The sequence below is a fragment of the Methylomonas sp. genome (assembly GCF_023228165.1).
Taxonomy (GTDB): Bacteria; Pseudomonadota; Gammaproteobacteria; order Methylococcales; family Methylomonadaceae; genus Methylomonas.
Genome location: NZ_JALOBS010000028.1, coordinates 22,893 through 44,312, shown reverse-complemented (window position 1 = coordinate 44,312; position 21,420 = coordinate 22,893). Strand labels below are relative to the sequence as shown.

17 protein-coding genes are annotated in these 21,420 nt (G+C 52.8%); 13 read left to right on the top strand and 4 right to left on the bottom strand.

Translation table 11 applies throughout. From position 1 onward, the window contains the following. Positions 1-2: 2 nt before the first annotated feature. Genes prfA through M0R33_RS18450 form a run of 3 tightly spaced genes read left to right on the top strand, consistent with a single transcriptional unit; the run spans position 3 to position 2,372 of the window. Positions 3-1,088: a peptide chain release factor 1 gene (gene prfA, locus M0R33_RS18460; protein ID WP_292572737.1), complete on the top strand. Its 1,086-nt coding sequence runs from the start codon at positions 3-5 to the stop codon at positions 1,086-1,088. Next, on the top strand, positions 1,081-1,950 hold the full coding sequence (gene prmC, locus M0R33_RS18455) for a peptide chain release factor N(5)-glutamine methyltransferase (protein WP_292572734.1): 870 nt from the start codon (positions 1,081-1,083) through the stop codon (positions 1,948-1,950). Before prfA ends, prmC begins: the two co-directional genes overlap by 8 nt. Next, positions 1,947-2,372, top strand: a complete 426-nt coding sequence (locus M0R33_RS18450) for a M67 family metallopeptidase (protein WP_292572732.1) — start codon at positions 1,947-1,949, stop codon at positions 2,370-2,372. The genes prmC and M0R33_RS18450 overlap by 4 nt, the downstream gene beginning before the upstream one ends. Here M0R33_RS18450 and M0R33_RS18445 read toward each other — a convergent pair. The 3 genes from M0R33_RS18445 to M0R33_RS18435 form a co-directional block, all read right to left on the bottom strand. After that, on the bottom strand, positions 2,330-3,331 hold the full coding sequence (locus M0R33_RS18445; RefSeq protein ID WP_292572729.1) for a cation diffusion facilitator family transporter: 1,002 nt from the start codon (positions 3,329-3,331) through the stop codon (positions 2,330-2,332). The two genes, M0R33_RS18450 and M0R33_RS18445, sit on opposite strands and share 43 nt — an antisense overlap. Before the next feature lie 61 nt (positions 3,332-3,392). Continuing rightward, positions 3,393-5,282, bottom strand: a complete 1,890-nt coding sequence (locus M0R33_RS18440; protein ID WP_292572722.1) for a proton-conducting transporter membrane subunit — start codon at positions 5,280-5,282, stop codon at positions 3,393-3,395. Beyond that, positions 5,279-7,840, bottom strand: coding sequence for a DUF2309 domain-containing protein (locus M0R33_RS18435; RefSeq protein WP_292572719.1), 2,562 nt, complete (start codon positions 7,838-7,840; stop codon positions 5,279-5,281). Before M0R33_RS18435 ends, M0R33_RS18440 begins: the two co-directional genes overlap by 4 nt. Before the next feature lie 392 nt (positions 7,841-8,232). On the opposite strand from M0R33_RS18435, the gene M0R33_RS18430 reads away from it, so the two are divergent. From M0R33_RS18430 to M0R33_RS18420, 3 genes are all read left to right on the top strand, one after another. Continuing rightward, entirely contained in the window at positions 8,233-9,879 is a 1,647-nt protein-coding gene (locus tag M0R33_RS18430) for a SulP family inorganic anion transporter (RefSeq protein ID WP_292572716.1), read from the top strand. A gap of 181 nt (positions 9,880-10,060) precedes the next feature. Then, positions 10,061-11,491, top strand: coding sequence for an ATP-binding protein (locus M0R33_RS18425; protein ID WP_292572713.1), 1,431 nt, complete (start codon positions 10,061-10,063; stop codon positions 11,489-11,491). Positions 11,492-11,522: 31 nt separating this feature from the next. After that, positions 11,523-12,917 carry a sigma-54 dependent transcriptional regulator gene (locus M0R33_RS18420; protein ID WP_292572801.1) on the top strand — a complete coding sequence of 465 codons (1,395 nt, stop codon included), beginning with the start codon at positions 11,523-11,525 and terminating at the stop codon, positions 12,915-12,917. A 9-nt stretch (positions 12,918-12,926) separates the two neighbouring features. Here M0R33_RS18420 and M0R33_RS18415 read toward each other — a convergent pair whose 3' ends face one another. Next, the gene (locus M0R33_RS18415; RefSeq protein WP_292572710.1) at positions 12,927-13,475 is read right to left on the bottom strand and encodes a hypothetical protein; all 549 of its coding nucleotides are present in this window, start codon (positions 13,473-13,475) and stop codon (positions 12,927-12,929) included. A gap of 144 nt (positions 13,476-13,619) precedes the next feature. Between M0R33_RS18415 and M0R33_RS18410 the strand changes: the two genes are divergently transcribed. The 7 genes from M0R33_RS18410 (at position 13,620) to xrtK (ending at position 21,321) form a co-directional block, all read left to right on the top strand. Continuing rightward, the gene (locus tag M0R33_RS18410; RefSeq protein ID WP_292572707.1) at positions 13,620-14,102 is read left to right on the top strand and encodes a YajQ family cyclic di-GMP-binding protein; all 483 of its coding nucleotides are present in this window, start codon (positions 13,620-13,622) and stop codon (positions 14,100-14,102) included. An 86-nt stretch (positions 14,103-14,188) separates the two neighbouring features. After that, positions 14,189-15,505, top strand: coding sequence for a hypothetical protein (locus M0R33_RS18405; RefSeq protein WP_292572704.1), 1,317 nt, complete (start codon positions 14,189-14,191; stop codon positions 15,503-15,505). A gap of 159 nt (positions 15,506-15,664) precedes the next feature. Next, positions 15,665-16,357, top strand: coding sequence for a two-component system response regulator CreB (creB, locus tag M0R33_RS18400; protein WP_292572702.1), 693 nt, complete (start codon positions 15,665-15,667; stop codon positions 16,355-16,357). A 3-nt stretch (positions 16,358-16,360) separates the two neighbouring features. Then, complete coding sequence (gene creC / locus M0R33_RS18395; RefSeq protein WP_292572699.1) at positions 16,361-17,803, top strand: two-component system sensor histidine kinase CreC; 1,443 nt, start codon at positions 16,361-16,363, stop codon at positions 17,801-17,803. Positions 17,804-17,972: 169 nt separating this feature from the next. Beyond that, positions 17,973-18,395 (top strand): hypothetical protein, encoded by a 423-nt coding sequence (locus M0R33_RS18390; RefSeq protein ID WP_292572696.1) that lies wholly within the window; start codon positions 17,973-17,975, stop codon positions 18,393-18,395. A gap of 198 nt (positions 18,396-18,593) precedes the next feature. Beyond that, positions 18,594-20,594, top strand: coding sequence for a VIT domain-containing protein (locus M0R33_RS18385; RefSeq protein ID WP_292572693.1), 2,001 nt, complete (start codon positions 18,594-18,596; stop codon positions 20,592-20,594). After that, complete coding sequence (gene xrtK / locus M0R33_RS18380) at positions 20,587-21,321, top strand: exosortase K (RefSeq protein WP_292572689.1); 735 nt, start codon at positions 20,587-20,589, stop codon at positions 21,319-21,321. Before M0R33_RS18385 ends, xrtK begins: the two co-directional genes overlap by 8 nt. Positions 21,322-21,420 lie beyond the last annotated feature (99 nt).

Below are 21,420 nucleotides of genomic sequence, written 5' to 3'. Positions count from 1 at the left end.
TAATGAAACCCTCGATACAAACCAAACTCGAAAACCTAGGTGAACGCTTCGAAGAAATCACCGCTCTGCTATCGCAACCGGAAGTGCAAAGCAATCAAAACCAATTCCGCGGCCTCAGTCAGGAATATGCGCAAATAGAGCCACTGGTCGCCTGTTACAAAACTTATCTGGATAACGAAGCTGATTTGAAATCGGCCCAGGATATGGCCAAGGACAGTGACCCGGAGTTACGGGAAATGGCTAGGGATGAAATCGCCGAAGCCGAAGGCAAACGCGAAGCCCTGGAGCAGGAATTGCAAATCCTGCTGCTGCCGAAAGATCCCAACGACAACCGCAACGTATTCTTGGAGGTTCGCGCCGGCACCGGCGGCGACGAAGCCGCCATATTCGCCGGCGATCTGGCCCGCATGTATCAACGCTACGCGGAAAGACAAGGCTGGAGCACGGACATCATTACCGAAAACCGCGGCGAACACGGTGGTTACAAGGAAATTATCCTGCGCGTCAGCGGCCAAAATGTCTATTCGCAACTCAAATTCGAATCCGGCACTCACCGGGTGCAGCGGGTACCGGAAACCGAGTCGCAAGGCCGCGTGCACACCTCCGCCTGCACCGTAGCCATCATGCCCGAAGTAGACAGCGTCGACGAAATCGACATCAATCCCGCCGACCTGCGTATCGACACCTACCGGGCTTCCGGGGCCGGCGGCCAGCACGTCAACCGCACCGATTCGGCGATCCGCATCACCCATATTCCGTCCGGCGTGGTGGTGGAATGCCAGGACGAACGTTCGCAGCACAAAAACCGCGCCCGGGCGATGTCGGTGCTGCAAGCCCGCCTGTTGTCGGCCGCCCAAGAAAAACAACATGCAGAGCAATCGGAAAACCGCCGTTTGCAAGTGGGTAGCGGCGACCGCTCCGAGCGTATCCGCACCTATAATTACCCACAAGGCCGTTTGACCGACCACCGCGTCAATCTGACCTTGTACAAACTGGAAGAAATCATGGAAGGCGGACTGGAGCATGTCATTCAGCCCTTAATCCGCGAACATCAAGCTGATTTATTGACTCAGCTCGGCAATGTCTGATTTGACCGAGCAAGGCGGCGCAACCATACAGTCGCTTTTGGATCGCGCCAGCGCGCTATTAAGTAGTGTTTCCGAATCCGCCCGACTGGATGCCGAAGTATTGCTTTGCCATTGTTTGGGCAAACAACGTTCATTCCTGCGCGCATGGCCGGAGCAGCAACTCAACCCCGCGCAAACAAAGCAATTTTGGCACTTGCTGGAACAACGTCGGCAAGGCCGGCCTATCGCATATTTAACGGGTGTGCGGGAGTTTTGGTCACGGACTTTCAACGTCACCCCCGAGGTATTGATTCCCCGACCGGATAGCGAATTACTGATCGAATTAAGTCTGTCGTTGCTACCCGACAAGCAGGCTTGCAAAATTATAGACATGGGCACGGGATCGGGAATTTTAGCCATCACACTAGCCGCTGAACGTCCTCTGGCCGAGGTGGTGGCAACCGACATCAGTACGGCCGCGCTCATAGTCGCCAGGCAAAATGCCGAGCAACTCGCTGTCGGCAATGTTCGCTTGCTCGACTCGGATTGGTTCAATGCCGTCACCGATACAGACTACGACCTGGTCGTCAGCAACCCGCCCTACATTGCCTGCGACGACCCGCATTTACAACAAGGCGACCTGCGTTTCGAGCCGGAATCCGCCTTGATCAGCGGCGAGGCCGGCCTGAGAGATATCCGTTTGCTGGCGGAACAAGCCCGAGGCTATCTTAAACCGCAGGGCCACCTATTGATCGAACACGGTTACAATCAACCCCTGCAAGTTCAGTCTATTTTAAAACAGCTAAACTACCGACAGGTCAACACCCACCTGGACTTGTCCGATAACCCCCGCGTGACGTCAGGAATATGGAACCCAGCATGAACAACCACGAAATTTGTTTACCGCGCAAACTCACCAACCAATTGCTGCATTTAGCGCAATTATCGCCGGACGCGGAAGTGTGCGGACTGGTCGGTGCCGACCGGCACGGCCTGCCTTGCAGCTGTTATCCGGTCAGCAATAACGCCGCCAACCCGCAAAACCGCTTTTCGCTGGAACCCGGCCAACAAATTGCGGCCATGAAACTAATGCGCGAAAAAGGTCAAAACTTGTTCGCCATCTATCATTCACATCCGGCTGCGCCGGCCGTGCCATCGGCAGCCGACATCGAGCAAGCCGGTTATCCTGACGCCTTGCATTTGATCATTTCCTTGAACACCAAAGGTGTGCTGGAGATGCGCGGTTTCAAGATTGCCGATAGTCAGGCGGAGGAATTTCCTTTGAGGTTAATCGAACATGCCTGATCGACCGGATCGGTCGCTAAATGCTGCCAGGAAGCAATATCCTCAATCGGTTCGAGATGGGTATCGACGTCGATGCTGTCAAACTTGGCCATGATCTGTTGTTCGATCGTTTCCAGCAAATCGTGCCCTTGCTGCACCGACCAGTCTCCCGGCACCAGTACATGCACAGACATGAAGCGGCGGGCGCCGGCATAACGGGTACGCAGGGCGTGATAGGTAATATGGTCCGAAGCGGCAAATTTATCCAACACGTCGGTAATGACAGTCAGCTCGTCCTCCGGCAACGCGGCGTCCATTAATCCGGATATGGTGCGACGAATCAGATGCAGGCCGGCCAAGACGATATTGACCGCCACCAAAATAGCGATAATGGGGTCGAGAATTTCCCAGCCGCTCATCCCTAATTGCCGGGCCAGATTCAAGCTAACTTCAAAACGATTGGCCACGGCGATGATGCCTATTCCAAACAAAATCCCAATCGTGGTCCACACGTCGGTCATCAGATGTTTGCCGTCGGCCTCCAGAGTGATGGAGTGCCGACTGCGGCCCACGCCAATTAAAATCCTCGCCACGATTAAATTAATCAGCGAAGCAAACACGGATACGGCAATACCCAAATCCAGTTTTTGCAAGGGCATGGGGTGCCAAAGCCGCTCCCAAGCCGTATAGGCAATACTAAAAGCCGCCAACAAAATCATGATGCCTTCGGCACCGCTGGAAAAATATTCGATCTTGTCGTGCCCGTAAGCATGGCTGTCATCCGGCGGCCGCGCCGCGATGCCGAGCACGAACAGCACAATAATCGCCGCCACCAAATTGATCAAGGATTCCAGTGCATCCGACAGCAAACCGACCGAATCGGTCAGCCAATAAGCATAACTTTTCAAAGCGATGGTGGATACGGCGGCAAAGATGGACAACCAACCATAACGGGTCAGCGACGGTTGCTCGACTCCCATTAGCAAATTCCATGTGATAAATACCGGCTTAGTCTAGCAGGCCGCCGCCACTTATTACACCTTAACCAACACGAAATTCTCTGACTTCGCTCCTTACCGCCCGGCCCATGCTTAAGCGCAGGAACATCCGGGCCAGGGCAATACCGTTCACTACAAAAGCAATGGTAATACCCAGGGCAAACCAGGGGTGCTGACCACTGGCATGCGATAGCAATAAATCCTCGCCCAAAAATGCCGGGGTGATCGGAAAGCCCACCATGCCTAAAAAGCTGATAAACAATAACAACGACAGGCTCGGCCGGGTCTGGGCAAAGGCCCGGTATCTAAACGAAGTCTCGGCAAAGCGTTCGTTTTTCAGCAAGCGGGATAAAACCCACACCCCCAATAACCAGGACGGTACGATGCCGCTTAAAAACAACAGCTCGTCGTATATCGCGTCAGGTACCATCAGCCATACGGCCAATGCCGCCAGAAAACTGCTCATGGCCACGCTATTCCAGACTTTGAATGGGCTATGTTTTTGACTAAAGGCACTGGTTGCTACCAGCACCATTAGCACCGAAACCGGTATCGACAAATAAACCCCGGCCACCGAACTGACATTATTCACCGCGATGAACAGCCATATCACCAACGCGACCGCCGCCAACCATTTAATCCAGGTGCTGACCCGGCTCATCGCCGCTCCCAGGCGTTTTAGCGGGTCCCACAATAGCGAACGCACTAGAATTTCCAGCTGACCTTCCTGCAAGGCAAATACATACAAGGTATTTTGCAACACGTCAGGCAATACATCGCGCAACGAGGTCGGCAGAAATTGCAGTTTTTGCCGGTCCTTGATGTAAAAGTCGCTATTGACCGCACCTTCCACACGCAACAGGTGCGCCACGATGGAGGGCGATACCAACAACTGATAGCAACGCAAAAACGCGTTACTCATAAAATGCAGCAATGCCAAGGTTTCCAAACCTAGCGCCAGCTCGATGAACATAAACCCGACCTGAGCAATGGATGCATACGCCACCTGCCCCTTAATGTTCGACTGGGTTCTTTCCGAGAGACTGGCAATCATCACCGTCAACAGTCCAATGGCAAGCACTATCAGCCTGGTCAGATAATGAAAACTCCAGATCGGCATGGTTCTCAGCAACAAGAACACGCCTAAATGTATCGACAAGGCACCATAAAAAATCGCGCTTGACGGTGTAGGCCCTTCCATGGCCCGCGGCAGCCAAAAGCAAAACGGAAACTGCGCGGACTTGCCGGATGCCGCCAAAATAATCAACACCGACAACAAGGACAGCGCTGCATAGTTGACCGGGTTACTGACATAATTATCAAACAGTCCGCTCATTTGACTGAAATGCTGGCTTTCATGAAACAGCAAGTGGCTCATCCAGGCCCCCATCAATAGACCGACATCGCAAAAACGATAAATCGTATACGCCCTTAAGGCATTACGCACCGGCTGCCAGCGATGCCGGTAAAACGCAATCAATAAAAAAGATGAAATACCCACCACTTCCCAACCGGCAAACAAGATATCGATACTGCCGGACAGCACAATAATATTCAACCCAAACACAAACGCGAAAATGGTCTGAAAAAATCGCTGGTACCCGGCGTCGCGGTGCATATACACCCGGCAATATTTGACGATAATGGAAAAAATCGCCCATACACAAAATAAATAAGCGGCGCCAACCCTATCCAGATAAAACAGTATGGGAAATTGATAATCACCATGTTGATACAGCTGGAACCATTGGTATTCAAAACTGTTAAAACCACTAGCCGCCCACATCGACAATAAACCGATCACGGCAACACCATTAACGCGGGTCATCCAAAGACTGATCATGGCAACCTTACGCTCGCCGCCATCACTAAAAAAAATCAGCGTAAACCCTAACAAAGGGATGAATACACACGCCAGCAGTAACACACTCATAAATGTCTCCCTACAAATTGATGCACCGGAATGGTCTTGGTCTGACCGACAATGATTTTTTCCGATCGGCTACTCACCGGCGCCACCCTGTCCTTCACTAATTCAATAGCTTGCCAGCCCTGTCTACGATACAAATTCAGCGCCCGCGTCCGCGGGTCGCACGCGGCAAAACGCACCCAGTCGTTTTCCAACCACTCCAACAAGGGCCCCAATTTGGCCAGGGCCTGGTCGACCACCTCAAGGCGCTGTTCCACCACCAGTAATAACCGGGCCGGCTCGTGCACTTCGATCATTTGCGAAGGCAAGCCGGTGCGCAAATCGCCTTCCACGCCATTGGCCACGCCCAGCAAACCAATCACGTTATGCGGTAATTTTGTGCCCGCCCCATACACCGAGTTATCGATGCGCGAAAACAAATATTCCAGATTAATGCCGCCGCAGACCGGAATTGCCGCGGACAACACCCGGGCCAAAATACTGCCGTCGTGATCGATGTTCGGATCGTAAGACTGTAAAAATGCCCGCCGGTCCATAAACAAATGCCGGGTCAAACTGCGCCGCCCGACTATGCAATACAGATTATTGGAATGGTTGTATTCCGGCCGCGGTTCGAAGATGGAAGCAGCCCTTTCCAGCACATGCCGATGGGCCGACTCGTTATCCGGTGTTTGCGGGCCCAGTTCAAACCAGCGACAACGTTCGCGGGCGTTGCGTTGTAGGGCTTTCTGCGCGGCATGCTGAAATCCGTGTAAGCGTTCATGAGTCGGCTTATCCAAAGACTGTTGGTCGAAAAACACCATTTCGTCGCGACTGGTATTGTGCATGGCGGCGGCAAAACACGTGCTGTCCGGGATATCGATACCTTGCTCGCGCAAAATCGCCCTAACGCCCTCTTGATTGGCCATCCAGGCAAAAGCACGCGCATTGGGAGCACCTGGTTTACCGGCACAAGCCCCGCAATCGTATGCGGCGAAATGCGGATTATTGACACTGCTGGAGCCGTGGGCCACGGCCACTACCAACCGTGCAAAGTTTTTTACCAAGCCGATACTCCGCAATTGACCACCGACTTTTTCCGCCATCTCCGCCAGGGAAAATCCCAACAAATAACCTTCTTCATTAGGCTCGTCGTTTTCCCGCAATAAGTGCAAATGCCCATGCACATCCACTTCACTCAAGGTGCGAATCCCCGGCAATTTGGTGGCCGGTTTAAACACGCTCCAGGCCAGCCGGGCGGCATAAGCCACGCCCAGCGTCTGGGTGTAAATCCAACCTCTGGCCAAAGAGTGCGCGGAAAAATGCATCTTGCTGAGGTCCTGGCGGGGGTCCCTTTTTTCCGGTCGCGGCTGGGTTGCCGACTCGGTAATCAAATGGCGGGGCTTTACTACCACGGGACATTGCGCCACCGGATAAACATCGTCCAGGCCTTGATACAAAAAGTCGATACCGAAAAAACCCGGAGCGCCGAATGTTTCTATATTAGGATTCACTTCTTCCAGATACCGGCGCAAGGAACATTCCCGGTCGTCGATGCAAAAGATGGCTTGTACGTCAGGCGCTTTCACAACCGTTTCAGCCACCGGCTGATCGCGCAAGGCCAGCAGTAATTCACTATGCAGAGACCATTCCATGGCCTCATGCCAAACTCTCAATTTTAAAGGCACTTCCGGGGTCAAATGCGTTTCGTCGAATAATGGAATGGATGCCAATTCGGGTAATTGATCGATGCGCAAAAAATGTCTACCTTTCTTTTTGTCTACAAAAGCCAGCTCGCAAGCCAATTCGACCGCCAACAACTGTTTCAGCGAGATATCCCGCGGCGCCAGCAAAGACTGCGGATTGGTTTCGATGATACGCACCATGCCGGACCAACCGGGATGCGCCAACAACACTTCCAGTAAATATTGGGCATACAACTGCTCATCGCCGACGATCTGCTGCAAGCAATGCAATATGACCTGGTCGGGTCCTTCATTCAGTATCTCGCGCACCTGTGTTTGATGAAACGGATACAACGGTATCAAACTGTTCAGCGTCAGGCGTACTACGCAATCCCAAAAACGCTCGCCATCCTTGGGCAATGCCCAACGGCTGATGCCTTGATCGAGAAAATTGGATAATAGCCTGAATATAACCGGATGCACCAACGCATTCAGATCCATTTCCAACCGGTTCAACCAGGCATTACGAATGCCGTCATTGGCTAAGGAAATGGGCGGCAGATGGCTGTGCGGATCAGCCGTAAACAGATCGGCTTGTAGTTGTTCGGCTGCAGCGGCATGACAGCCGCATTGCTCTATGGCCCAATCGATAGCCGTTTGGGTGATCCGTCCTTCTTCAAAGCGCTTTTGATAATCTTCAATGGGCAGATAACTGCGGGCGCCAAACACTTTGGCGGCCACGGCCACGCCGTCATGAAAGGGAAAATGCTGAACGGCATGCAAAGTATTGTGATGGATAAAATCCTTGATGGGCCCCTGTGTCGGCAGCCAATGGGCAAGATGATCAATGGCGGCATCCAATTCGAATTCATCACCGTTGTGTTTATGTATGGTCATTAAGCTCGCAACCTCTATGCTGTTAACAGTGCGAAGGCCGACGAATAGTCGACCTTCGCTCACCAGAGCTTCAGCATAGCCTGTGCCAACTTATTCTCACACCCCTATAAAATGCGGCTAGGCTAGCGATCTTATAGGTTTTTAAGCCGCCGAATTTTTGGATTATGCTTCTTTAAGCCGTAACAATTTGCGGCAATCCGGTTCAAATAAACCATTCGAATTGTTCAATTGCGCCACCGGGTTAACATAAGCGGGGCAACTTTGATGCGCCATTCAGGCATACGCTAATGCCGATGCAAGCAAACACTCGCCTTTCAGACCTATCGCGGGCAAAACTGCAAAACTGGCATAGTTCTGGCTCTTTCATGGTTTTCCCCTTTACGAGACTTGCCATGCATCAACCCTCTACTGTCATAGTCCCAAAAACCGGCCTTGCCGGACTCGTGGAAAACTGGCGCAGCGACTTACTGTCCGGTTTTTTAGTATTCCTGATTGCCTTGCCGCTTTGCCTGGGAATTGCGATGGCCTCGGGATTTCCGCCCATGGCGGGCATCATCTCGGCCGTTATCGGCGGTTTGGTGGTGTCCAGGATCAGCGGTTCTAATGTGACCATTAACGGCCCTGCCGCCGGCTTGATCGTGGTGATATTGGATGCGGTTCAGTCGCTGGGCCACGGCGATGCAATGGCCGGTTACCGATACACCTTGGCCGCCATAGTGGTCGCCAGCGTATTACAGGTTTTACTGGGTGTGTTTAAAGCCGGCAAATTGAGCGCATTTTTCCCGTCTTCGGTAGTGCATGGCATGCTGGCGGCTATCGGCATCATCATCATGGCCAAGCAGATTCATACCTTATTAGGCGTGAAGCCAGAAGCTAAATCCTTGTTGGGTACGATTGCCGAAATTCCGCACTCCATCATCGAAATGAACCCGGAAGTCTCCATCATCGGCTTATGCGGCTTATGTTTACTGATTGCCTGGGCGCTGATCAAGAACCAGACGTTGAAAATGGTCCCCGCGCCCATCCTGGTGGTATTGGTCGGTTTGGCACTGGGCCAATATTTCGATTTGGACCATATCCACAAATACTTGTTTTTACCGGATGCGGAAATTCTGCCGCACCACGAATTTTCGGTAGGACCAGCCTTTTTGGTGGCGGTGCCGGAAAACTTTCTGTCCGGCTTTTATTTTCCGGATTTTTCCCTGATCGCCAGTTACGAATTCTGGATAGCCGTTGTCACCATCTGGCTGGTAGGCAGCTTGGAAAGTTTATTGAGCGCCGCCGCGGTCGACAAGCTCGACCCTTACAAACGCGACTCCAACCTGAACCGCGACCTGGCGGCGGTCGGCGCGGGCAATATTATAGCCGGCATGATTGGCGGCTTGCCGATGATCGCGGAAATCGTACGTAGTTCCGCCAACGTCACCAACGGCGCCAAAACCGGTTGGGCCAATTTTTTCCACGGCGCGTTCCTGTTGATTTTCGTCGCTCTGTTTCCGCGCTTGATTCACGAAATTCCGTTATCGTCCTTGGCGGCCTTACTGGTATTTACCGGTTTCCGCCTGGCCTCTCCCAAGGAGTTTGCTAAAACCTTGCAAGTAGGCCTGGATAACTTTGCGGTATTTGTGATCACCATCATTGGAGTGCTGGCAACCGACTTATTAATCGGCGTGGCCATCGGTATCCTGGCGGAATTGATGATCCATTTGATTCGCGGCCTGAAACCGAATCATATCTTTTCCATCGCCTACCATGTCAATCAAACCAACACCGACACCTACCATATCGCAGTTAGCGGTTCGGCGGTATTTTCAAACTTCATCAGCTTGAAAAGCCTGTTGGCTGACTTCCCTAAACAAAAAAAGGTATATTTTGATTTAAGCGAATCTGAATTAATCGACCATACCGTGATGGAATTTATTCACCACTTTACCGAAGAATACAACCATGCCGGCGGCCAGTGTGAAATTGTCGGATTGGAAGAGCATGAGACATTCTCCAGCCATCATCTGGCCGCACGCAGAAGAATGGCCGGTTGATCGAAACCCGGCCGAATGACCGGTTGGGGCGGAAAGGATAGGATATTCCGCCCCAGCCACCCCGCGTCACTCAGCTGAAAACGGGAAGTTTACCCATTCAGCGCGTGGCTGAAATATCACTTAATTTTTGCCGACAACGTAGAATTGGAATTCTCTAACCCATGACACCCACTCGCTGACTATGCGCCAACTTCTGCTCAGACCCATCATCTTCGTCACCCTCATCATGGGGTTATTGGTACTGGGCGAATTAGTAGCCATCAGCCGCCTGACCTGGCAAAACCATCAGCGCATCCAAACCATACAAACCGACATCGGCAAAGGCCACCGGCTGCAGGAAACCATTTTTGAATTGCTGCAACTGCAATCGAAAATCGCCATACACCAAAACGACCCAGCGGTCACAGCAGAACAAATTCAAGAACTGGAAGCGCACCTGATGGATTTACTGGAACACCAGCATAGCAACGAATTCAGCGTGCCGGTGGATTTACAGGGTCTACAGGCCAAATTTAGTCAGGCCATCAATGGCGATGCCCGCGCCATGATCGATACCGTCGATCTGATTCAGGACTTATTGGACCAACAAACCGACGAAGAAGAAAAACTGTTAATCGGCGTGGAAATCGACAGCCAACTGGAGTTGCAACTAGCCGTCATACTACCGTTATTGCTAATGTGGATAGGCCAGTATTTTTTTCGCAACAACGTGCTGGAACCTTTGGAAGCGTTACGAGCGCTGTTGTCCGGCTTGGCGGAAGGGGTCAAGCAACCCATAGAAAACACCAGTCCGGACCCCATCATTAACGACTTGTTCGAACGCTATAATCACTTGGTCACCCATTTAATCGAACTGGAACAAACTCACCTGAACTATACCAGCCGCCTGGAAAGCCAGGTTCGTAAGACCAGCCATAAATTACTCGAACAAAGCCAACGCCTTGCCAAGGCCGAGAGATTGGCGGCCTTGACCGAAATGGCGGCCAGTACCGCGCATGAATTACGTAACCCGCTGGCTATAATTCAAGTGGCGCTGGAAAATATGCAATCGGAATCCGACGATCCCGAACTACGCGAACGTATCGGCCTGTTGCATCGGGAAGTACACCGGCTGACCAAGCACCTGAATGACTTGCTCAATAGCGCCCGCAACAGCAGCGAAGTGGCTCAAGCCATCTCGATCGGCAAAGTCGTTCAGGAATTGATTACCTTACTCAGCTATCAAGTACCCGACACCATTCAATTCGAGCTGCATAGTAGCGGCGATATCACCGCTGTGTTGCCTGAAACCGAGTTCAGGCAAGTCTTATTAAACTTATTGCAAAACGCCGTTCAGGCCATCGGCGATAAACCCGGCAAGGTTCAAGTCGATATTAGCCAAACAGATCAGAAATTACAGGTTACCGTCACGGACAGCGGCGAGGGCTTCAACCCCGAACTGTTGCAACAAGGCATACGTCCCTTCGTCAGTTTGAAGGAAAAAGGCAGCGGTTTGGGCTTGGTGATGGTGCAACGCTTTACCAGAGATTTACACGGCCAGCTTAAGCTGATCAATAATCCGGCCGGACACGCTTGTGTCACGCTGTCTCTCCCGCTAACGCCTGCCGCCTGACAGCGTCAAACCACTTAGAGAAACCATTATGATGACGAATACGTTGCTGATCATTGAAGACGAAGCCCTGTTGGGCGCCGAACTGGCCCGTTACTTCAAAAAAGCCGACTGGGAAGTCAATGTCGTTGACTCGGTACAAAAAGCCGAAAGCTATTTACGCGAACAAAACCTCGATCCCTTGGTAGTGTTATCGGACATGAATCTGCCGGACGGCAACGCACTGGATTTGCTGGAAAAATTGAAACCCGACATCGACAGCAGCGAATGGATCTTTTTGACCGGCTACGGCAGCGTGGCCGATTCGGTGCGGGCCGTAAGACTGGGCGCTTACGACTTCCTGGAAAAACCCTGCTCGCTGGATAGACTCAATTTATTGGTGGAAGGCGCGGCTCGCAGCGCCCGCGCACAGCGGCGGGTACAACTACAAACCGCCGCGCAAAACAGTCAATATAGTATCGATAGCCTGCTCGGCTCCAGCCCGGCCATGGCGTCTTTGCGAAGCATGCTCAAACAAGTGGTGAACGTGCCGTTTTCCAGCCTGATCGTCAGCGGGGAAACCGGCACCGGTAAAGGCATGATCGCCCGTATTCTGCATTATTCCGGTGTCCGGGGCAACGCCCCGCTGGTGGAAATCAACTGCGCCGCGCTGCCCCGCGAATTACTGGAAGCAGAATTATTCGGCTACGAAGCCGGTGCATTCACGGGCGCCAAAAAACGCCATCGCGGCATGTTCGAACAAGCCCACACAGGCACCTTGTTTCTGGATGAAATCGGCGAGATGGACCTGGATTTACAAAGTAAATTATTAAAAGCCGTGGAAGACTTGCGTATTCGCCGCCTGGGCAGCGAAACCGAGATTAGCGTGGATGTGCAAATCATCGCCGCCACCAATCTGGATTTGGTGGAAAAAGTGGCCGAAGGCCAGTTCCGCCGCGACCTATACCACCGCTTGAATGTCATCAACATTCGGGTGCCTTCCTTGAGGGAGCATAAGCAAGATCTCGAACAACTGGTGCCGCAATTCATTAGCGCCTGCAACCGTAAATCGGCAAAAAACGTCTGCAACATTCCGGACACCACTTGGCAAGCCATAAAAGCCTACGACTGGCCAGGCAACATCCGCGAATTACGCAACGTGTTGGAACGCTGCGTATTGTTGTCCACCGATCAGACCTTGTCCACCGAATGGCTGCAACTGCAAGCCCCGCAATCGGCTGCCTCGCATAGTATGCCTCGCTCCGACCAGGAAGGTCTGTTCATTCCGCTGGACGGCAGCCTGAGCTTGCACGAAATGGAAAAATTCATCATTCAGGAAGCCCTGAATCGCACCGACGCCAATGTTACCGCCGCGGCCCGCATGCTGGGCACCACCCGGGAAACCTTACGTTACCGCGTGCAAAAGTACCACTTAAAGTGCAAATTTTAAGTGCCGGTCTCAATGCCAACCGCCGTATTGGGTGGTAGGGTCGCCGCGAAACCCGGCGGTGGTTTTATTGGCGGCCGGCACGGTACCGTTGTTTTCCGCCGCCCGCACCAGATTTTTATGCGTATAGCCGCCCATCGCCTTGGCCTGCACGGCAATCCGGGTACTTAGGGGATTGATATCGAATTTGCTTGCCCCGGTATGCACCACCGCGGCAAGCATGCGTTGCTCGTCGCCGGCATCGGCCGACGGATAGTAAGCCAACAGTATCGGCAGCACCGTACCGGCCGGCACCTTCAGACTGTAATGCGGCCCGTCGGTCACTTCGATTTGCGCCACTACTTGGCCTGCTTCGGTCAGGACTTTGACGATACCGGTTTTCACCGGCCCGTCATCATTAATGATCAGCCCTTGCAAGGTTTTGATCTTTTCATATTTCGCCACGCTGGTTTTACTGCTAACAACTGGCTGCGGTTTGGAATCGCAAGCCGTCAGTGTCCAGCCACCGACACCAAACAAACATACCATCGCCAAGGTCCGGTTAAATGTTGATTTCTTCATTACTCCCCCCATTGATACTGTCTAAAATATTTCCGAACCAGTGTAACCCAATCGGTCCGAGATTGCCGACCTCCAGATTGAGGTTGAATTCATTTCGTATCGCCTTTATAGTGATCCGCCTTTTTCCACTTGCAAATCAACACTATGCCATCATTCGATATCGTATCCGAACTGGACAGTCACGAAGTGACCAACGCCGTTGATCAGGCTAACAAAGAAGTCGCCACTCGCTTCGACTTCAAGGGCAGCAATGCCAGCTTTGAGCAACAGGACGACAACATCCTCATGAAAGCCGAATCAACTTTCCAACTACAGCAAATGCTGCCTATCCTGTACGCCAAGATGGGTAAACGCGGCATCGATATTGCGAGCCTGGAAAGCGGTAAAATACAAGATACCGGTAAATCCGCCCAGCAATCCATTGCCTTGAAGCAAGGCATAGAGAGCGACATGGCGAAAAAAATCGTCAAATTGATTAAAGATAAAAAGCTGAAAGTACAAACCGCCATCAACGGCGATAAACTGCGCGTCACCGGTAAAAAACGCGACGACTTACAGGACGTGATACAAATGCTGCGCAGCGAAGATGTCGGACAACCGCTGCAATTCAACAACTTCCGCGATTAAGCGCCGCCCCATTCCGTTATTGCCGGCTGTGCAACATATTCCGCACCGCCGGCTTTATTTTTCAAACCGCATTCCATTCTCTCCGCATGACTGTTTTCGATAACCACCTGGGACTGCAGCGCGCCAAACAACTCAACCGCGACTGTCATTGCCTGTCGCTGAACCGGCAGCAATTACGGCGGGAATTATCGGCGCAAACGCACGGCGACAGTCTCTGCCAAATGATTTGCGAAGACCGGCCGCATATGATCTCCGACGTAGCAGTCTTTGTTGCGGAAACCAGCCTGCAAAAGCAACGTGACATCATAGACGCGATCGAACGGGTAATCGCGCTGCCTGCTTATCAGCAACGCGTGCTGGCATATGCGCCGCGATCGGCCCGCTTCCAGCCCAAGGCCAGCGGCGTATTCCTGGGTTACGACTTTCATCTTGACGATGCAGGTCCGAAATTAATCGAGATCAACACCAATGCCGGCGGCGCTTTGATCAATCTGTTACTGGCCAAGGCCCACAACGCCTGTGAAAGCTGCCCTTGCCAACTGGATTTTCCCAACAGCGCATTGACTAGTGAGCAAACCATTATCGACATGTTTGAAACCGAATGGCGACAGGAAGGCAATGCGCAAGCTTTGCTAAACATCGCCATCGTCGACGAAGAACCCGACCAGCAATATATGTTGCCGGAGTTTTTGCTGTTTCAAAATCTGTTCGCAAAGCATGGTATTAACGCCCCGATTTGCGACCCGCGCGAGTTGACCTTCCGCGACGGCAAGTTGTGGCATGGAGAAACCGCCATCGATCTGGTCTATAACCGCCTGACCGATTTTGCCCTGGAACTGCCGGCGCAACAGGCGCTGCTGCAAGCCTATCTGGCTGGCGCAGTCGTTGTGACGCCGCACCCCAGAAACCATGCCTTATATGCCGACAAACGCAATCTGGCCCTGTTAACCGATCCCGTTGTCCTGCAGGCTCTGGGGGTCGACAAGGCCACCCAAACCGTCCTGTTGCAAGGTATCGCACATACCATACGGGTCGAAGAACAGCACGCCGATGACGTCTGGTTGCAACGCAAACAGTTGTTTTTCAAACCGGCCAAAGGTTACGGCAGCAAAGCGGCCTATCGCGGCGACAAACTGACCCGGCGGGTATTCGGCGAAATATTACAAACCGATTACGTGGCGCAAGCACTGGTACAACCCAGCGAACGGCAATTACAAATTAGCGACCAATCGGTGGAGTTGAAACTGGATTTGCGCCACTATGTCTACCAAGGCCAATCCCAAACCGTTTGCGCCCGCCTCTATCAAGGCCAAACCACCAACTTTCGCACGCCCGGCGGCGGCTTTGCCCAAGTCGTTGTGGTGCCGAAAGCCCTGGCGCCTGGACAAGCGATTTCCGCCTAAACTAATCTAAAATAACTGAATTCAGCACAAGTAGCCGTTTGCCTGAATGGTGCTCAAGCGTGCTAAGGTTATGCATTGCGCATTTCGACGTTTAGAGTCGGATTGATAACTTGCGATTAATTCCGCGCCGGACAAAGACTGCAAATATTGGAAAAGCCCATGACCGATACGCGTACCGTTCTTATCATTGAAGACGAAGCAGCCATTGCCGAAACCATCTGCTATGCACTGAGTACGGACGGTTTTCAGCCCCATTGGCGAGCCACCGGCCGGGATGGCATAGCCTGCGCGGAAACCCTGAGACCGCAATTGGTTTTGCTGGACATAGGCTTACCGGATGGCAATGGTTTCGAAGTATTCCGTAGTCTGCAAACCCGACTGGAAACACCGCCGGCGGTAATATTTCTGACCGCCCGTAGCGAGGAAGTGGATCGCGTGGTGGGCTTGGAACTGGGCGCCGATGACTATATCGGCAAGCCCTTCAGCCCGAGAGAATTATGTGCCCGAGTACGCGCGGTGTTGCGCCGCAGTCAACCACCCACGGCATCCCTAGCCGCCACGGCAGGCGATCCGCGTTTCCAAGTCAATCCGGAAAGCTTCGAGATTCGCTACCACGGCAACCGTTTGACTTTGACGCCACATGAATTTCGCCTGTTGCGCACGTTAGTCCAACAGCCGCAACGCATCTTCAACCGGGAGGAATTATTGCTCCGCTGCTGGGACGCCCCCGAACATCGTTTGGACCGGGCCATAGACACCCACATCAAAGCTTTACGCGCCAAGCTGAATGCGGTACGTCCCGGCGAGGACGCCATTAAAACCCATCGCGGCATTGGTTATTCGCTGCAATAAACCATGACGGTTCGCTCCCGTATCCTACTGGTATTTTTTCTGGCCTTGGCCAGCGGCTTTTTTGCGTTGGAACGCTGGCTAAGCCTGGAATTACGGCCGCGCTATTACCAATCCTTTGAAGAGCCCTTGGTGGACATGGCCAACATCCTGGCGGAAATCGCCGGCCAGGAATTCAACAAGCCCGATCCCGATTTCAACCGCCTGCAGTTCGCTTTGCAGCGCGTCTACCAGCGTGATCCACAGGCGGACATTTATGGTTTGCATAAAAACAATATCGATATCCGGGTCTACATCACCGACAGTAAAGGCATTGTAATCTTCGACAGTTACTACAAGGCGGTCGGCCAGAATTTTTCCAAATGGCGGGATGTGTACCTGACTTTGCAAGGCCGATACGGCGTGCGCTCGTCACCACTGACTGAAATTCCCTTACGGCGTGATGAACTGGAAGCCCGCTCCATCGCTTACGTGGCCGCGCCGATTTATCGGGACGACGATTTGGTGGGAGTCCTTAGCGTCGGCAAACCCAAGGTCAATGTTAGCCGATTCATCCTCACCGCCCGCCGCGATTTGCTATGGGCGGTAGCCGGTGTCGCGGTGCTGGTGCTGCTGACGGTGACCATGCTGTATCTATGGATCAGCCGACCGCTATTTCAAGTGGCGCAATTTGCCCAACGCATCGCTCAGGGCGAAACCCTGTCCACGCCAAATCTGGGCGACAACGAAATCGGCAGTGTCGCGGACGCCATTGCCGCCATGCGGCAAGCGTTGGATGGTAAGCAATACATCGAACGCTACACGCAAACCCTGGCGCATGAACTGAAAAGTCCGTTAACTTCGATCAAGGCGTCGGCGGAGTTATCGTTAGAGGACATGCCTGTTCTGCAACGCCAACGCTTTATCCGCAATATCCAAACGGAAAATGAACGCGCCTTGAATTTGATTCAGCGTTTGCTGGAACTGGCCGCGGTGGAAAATCGGCAAGGCGTGGTCGATAAAAAGCCGCTGGCGCTGGAGGAGATCGTAGAGGAAATCGCCGTAGCGCTGCACGCCGCCCTGCGGCAAAAACAGCTGACGCTGGTCATAACCGCAATCAATGACGTGACCTTAGTCGGCGAACGCTTTTTGATCCGGCAAGCCTTGTTCAACATCCTCGACAATGCCATCGGCTTCTCCGCCGTCGGCGGCCAAATCACGCTCAGCGTCATCGCCGAGCCGAATCGAACCGTTATCATCGTCCACGACCAAGGCCCCGGCATACCCGATTACGCCCAAGACAGACTGTTCGAACGCTTCTACTCCCTACCCCGCCCCGACAGCCAAACCCGCAATTCGGGTTTGGGCCTAAGCTTTGTGAGGGAAGTGATGGAGTTGCATCAGGGGACGGCGACGCTGATCTCCGGCCAAGGCGGCACAGAAGCAACCCTGGTGTTTCCGGCCAATTGAATAGCCGATGGCAAAATACAAACCGATACCGGATAATCGCCCGCGATCTTGAAATCTCGAAAACAATGTAGGGTGGGCAAGGCTTTTCTGCCCACCATTATCGAGCAATTACCTTAAATCCGCGTGGGCACAAAAAGCGAGCCCCCCCCCTATCTGGCCCAGTTTATCCATGATCACTCGTTTAGTACGCTTGCTAATCATAATTACCTGCTACGGTCTCTCAGGCTGGGGAGCGATTGCCGCTATATTTGGACTGACAATGATTTTCTCCAGAGCAGGTTTATTGAGCGCAATTGTGTTTCTTGTCTGGTTGTCAGCTATCAGCGCGCTTTTCCAGATGTCTGTTGCTTGGGTAATCAATATTCGACTTGGCGCTAAATATTCTCGCCGTGCACGCCTATACGGAATCAGCGCACTTTTTGTCATACCAATCGCCAGTCTACCGCAAGCATTTGAGAGCCATTATTCAGAAGCAACGGTCAATTTAGCTCTGCTTTTACTGATGGAAGTAATTCTGGTATTGCCAGCCATACTGCTTGCAGCCTACCTGAACCGCTTCCATGCTTCTGGAGAGACAAAAGACTCCGCGTAGATCCGATTAACGTAATCTAACCTTCTAATCTAAAAGTAACAATCCGCTTCACACCAAAGCAGACCACTGGTCTTGTTTGCCAGATAGCCAATATCTTCCCACACACATTCCACATCCAAATCACACATTCGCCGCATAAAACCCACATCATGCCTGTTTATCCTGGTTTCACCTTAAACCGAAATACCAGGAGGCATCATGTACCGCATAATTTTATTGTTCATCGGCTGCGGCTTGGCAGTCTTGTTATCCACGGCCCACGCCGAACTGGGCTGCGACGATTGCGCACAAACGCTGACGCCGCGGCTTTGGATACCGGACGGCGACCCGGCGCTGGATCAATTGCCGTTAAAATCCAGCCACGCCGAAGTCCGCATCAATGGCCCGATTGCCCAGGTCACGGTGACGCAGCATTACCGGAATGCCGGCACGCGGCCGATTAACGCCCGTTACGTGTTTCCAGGCTCAACCCGCGCCGCGGTGCATGGTTTGACGATAAAAATCGGCGAGCGCGTGATCAAGGCCAAAATCAAGGAAAAGCAGCAGGCCAAACAGGACTTTGAAACAGCCAAAGCCCAAGGCAAACGCGCGTCCTTGCTGGAACAGCAGCGGCCGAATGTATTCATGATGGAAACGGCTAATCTGATGCCCGGCGACGATATCGAGCTGGAACTGATCTACAGCGAGCTGCTGGTGCCGGAACAAGGCATTTACCAGTTCGTGTATCCGACCGTGGTGGGCCCGCGTTACGGTAGCGATCCGTTCCAAGTGGCTACCGACGCCGCCTGGCTCGCCAATCCCTATGCGGCCAATAGTCAAGACGGCAGCAATCCGGCGGCTACACAAACCTCGATCAAAGTGACATTGGACAGCCCTATCGCCGTTAAGGATCTGATATCAACCCAACATAAAATCCAAACCGACTGGCGCGATGCCAAATCGGCACAGATCACGTTGGCCTCATCCGAAACCGAAGCCGGCAACCGCGACTTTATCTTGAAGTTTCGCTTGCAGGGCAATCAAATCATGTCCGGGCTGATGACGTACAGCCAAGGCGATGAAAACTTCTTTTTGGCGATGGTGCAGCCGCCGCAGCGGGTAAACGCCGAGCAAATCATGCGCCGCGAGTATATTTTTGTATTGGATGTATCCGGTTCCATGCACGGCTTTCCGCTGGATACTGCCAAAACCTTGATGCGGCGCTTGCTAAGCGACCTGAAACCGCACGAAACCTTCAATATCCTGTTCTTCTCCGGCGGCTCGGAAGTATTCTCCCCAACGCCGGTGCCGGCCTCACCCGCTAATATTCAAAATGCCCTGGCCAGTCTGAACAATTATGCAGGCGGTGGCGGTACCGAGCTGGTGAATGCGCTGCAAACGGCTTATGCCATGCCCCGAAATCAGGAAACGGCGCGCAGTGTCGTAGTGGCGACAGACGGCTACGTCAATGCCGAGCGCGATGCCTACGACTTGATCGGCAAAAACTTGAACGCCAGCAATTTGTTTGCTTTCGGCATCGGTAGTTCGGTGAACCGTTATCTGATCGAATCCATGGCCCAGGCCGGGGCTGGCGAATCTTTTGTAGTCACTCAACAAAACCAGGTGGCTGATGTCAGTGCGCGTTTCCGCCGTTATGTGGAATCTCCACTGTTGAGCAATATCCGTTTACAAGGCGATGGCGTCGAACTGTATGACATGGAACCCGTCGAGATTCCGCTGCTTCTGGCCGAGCGACCGATTGTGGTATTCGGCAAATATCGCACCGAAAGCGACTCGGCAGGCTTGGTATTAAGCGGTACTGCCGCGTCGGACATCTATACAGTCGCACTGCCATTACGGGAAGCGCAACATGACAACCGTGCCGAATTGTTGCCGGTATTATGGGCCCGCCATCGGCTAATGCGTTTGTCGGATTGGGCCGGTAATGAGGTGGAATTGCATCGTACGGCGATTGTAGATTTGGCCCTGAAATATTCCTTGCTCAGCCGCTACACCTCGTTTATCGCTGTCGATGAAGTCATCGCCAATCCGGACAGTCAGGCTAAAAATGTGCAGCAGGCTTTACCATTGCCGCAAGGCGTGGAAGTAAGCGCACTGGCTTCGACACCGATGCCTGAACCCGAGCTGGCCATTCTGATACTGCTGCTATTGGCCTGCTATGGCTACGAGCGCTGGCTGAAGGATCAAGCCGATGCCTGAGCGTTGCTACACCAGCCGTCGCCTGCGCACAGTCTACTGGCTGTGCGCAGCAATCCTGGCACTGACTTTAAAACAGTTTTACAGCGCGGCCAGCGCCGCGCAATTGCAATGGCTACTTTATCCGCTGGTGTTGCTGCTGGAAGCGTTTAGCGACTTAGATTTCGAACTCGATGCGAATTACCTGTGGCAGGACAAGCTGCATCGCATCAGCATTGTCAAATCCTGTGCCGGCATGAATTTTCTGATCATGTCGTTGCTGGCTTATTTTTGGCAGTGGCGAAACAAACCGTTTGCCATGCGCCTGGTGCTCCGCGTCTTGCTATCGGCATGGCTAACGGCCTTGCTGGCCAATAGCGCGCGCATTTTGCTGTGTATATATTGTCAAGAACCCTTGGCTTTTCATACCGCAATCTCTGCCGCTGACAGCCATAGACTTATCGGCATTGCCGGGTATTTTTTATGTCTGTGGGCACAACTGTCGGCTTTTCGTTGCAGAAATTTCAGACTGGTGGCGACGACGGCATTGCCGCTATATTTGACTATCGCTGTACTTGTGCCGTTAGTGCGGGCCTGGGTTTTAGGCTTGGCCACACCGGATATCCATCACTTACTCTGGGTAACGGGCATTCCGATTGTATTGACACTAATTAGTCGTATTTCGATAACCTGGACTCTAGAAAAAGTCGTGAGATTGGTTTCGGCTGAAAAGGGGCAAAGGTTGGCTTGAGCTTTCCGATAATGAAAACGTAACCGCGCTGAATCCGCCTATTAGATGGTAACCAACCGAATTACACGGCATTTGCTAGGCATCGCCGCATCCGACGTG